General features: G+C 54.8%; 1 protein-coding gene. It reads right to left on the bottom strand.

The features are described 5' to 3' along the window. Positions 1–69: 69 nt before the first annotated feature. Positions 70–989 (bottom strand): YdgA family protein (locus tag TU76_RS23865; protein ID WP_048352621.1); only part of this gene is annotated, 920 nt, incomplete at its 5' end.

The following is a 989-nucleotide window of genomic DNA, read 5'->3' on the forward strand; positions in this document are numbered from 1 at the left end:
GGTGATCATCTTCCCGCCTCAGAGGCTATGAGAGCGTAGCCGGCAGCCCGCCCCCATAGACGAAAAACCTTACTGCCGAGTAGTGCCCACAGGCTCGCCGCTCATGCCCTCGATACGCGTCATCAGCACACTGACAAAATCTTCAAGACTCATTTTCTGGCCATTGAAATCCACTTGCCCGCCGCTGTAGCTGAGTGACGCAAGAATGTTGTTGCTGTCGACTTTTGCCAGACCCGTTTGCACCGCCATGACCCCAGCCATTTCACCGTTCATGCTTGCTGCTTCAGCGATCGCTTGAGGATCGCTCTGCCCGGCCCGTTGAGCTTGTACGGCTGACAAGTCAGCGATCATGGGCTTGGACAGCTGAAGCTTGGCGTTCAGAGCGGTCATCATCTGCTTGGCGATCTCGATGGGTGGCTGCTCAAACGAAGCCGGCTTGGCCAGACTTACCGTGACGTTAAAGTGACTTTCTCCATGAACTGTTTTAAGCGTGAGGTCTTCTAGCGCCAGCTGGGGTTTTGCAGACAGAAAATTTTCGACACCGGCTTGCATCAGGGTTTGTTCGGCCAACGTCAGAGGAGTTTCGGGCAAAGTGCCATCGGCTTGCGGCTGAAACTTGGTCTGATACAACTGCAGCAGCGATTGCATGGCCGGAATATCCAGGCTGTTGGCCGTCATGACCATTTTCGCACTGCCCACCGGTTTACCGTCCAAGGTGATGTCGCCCACGTTATAGGCAAGACGCCCGGACAGCAGGTTGTCGGTAGCAGACGCAGAGTCCGCATACTCGAAATCCTTGATCTTGAGCTCCGATCGCCGCTCTCCAAACGTCAACTGACCGTCACTCAGTTGAAGAACGTTCTGCCCGAGGTAGAAACCGTAAGTGCTTTTGTTCAGATCGCTGGCAATCGTCAGGCCGTTTAACTCAACCAGCACCGGTGGCTTGCCTGGTGTGTCGGCATGAACCTTGAGGTGTTCCATATAGCCTT

This window comes from Pseudomonas psychrophila (assembly GCF_001043005.1).
Lineage (GTDB): Bacteria > Pseudomonadota > Gammaproteobacteria > Pseudomonadales > Pseudomonadaceae > Aquipseudomonas > Aquipseudomonas psychrophila.